The following is a 310-nucleotide window of genomic DNA, read 5'->3' as shown; positions in this document are numbered from 1 at the left end:
CCCTGCCCCACCCCCACGCACGCGTACCGCCCGGACAGCCCGCGGGGGCGCACACCGGGGAGCTCGAACGGGACCGGACATAGGCCGCGTACCGATAACCGCCTCTGTGCCGTGCCGCCGGTATCAGGCAGCATGGCCTGCATGTCCGTACTGACGCGCGACGAAGCGCAGAACCGAGCACAGCTCCTCGACGTCCACCGGTACACGATCGACCTCGATCTGACCACCGGCGACGAGACCTTCGACTCCCGTACCCTGATCCGGTTCACCGTCCGCGCGGACCAGGACGTCACGGACACCTTCGTCGAGG

This window comes from Streptomyces viridosporus (assembly GCF_002078235.1).
Classification (GTDB): domain Bacteria; phylum Actinomycetota; class Actinomycetes; order Streptomycetales; family Streptomycetaceae; genus Streptomyces; species Streptomyces viridosporus.
The sequence above is the reverse complement of the archived record's forward strand: the minus strand, read 5'-3'. Positions refer to the sequence as shown.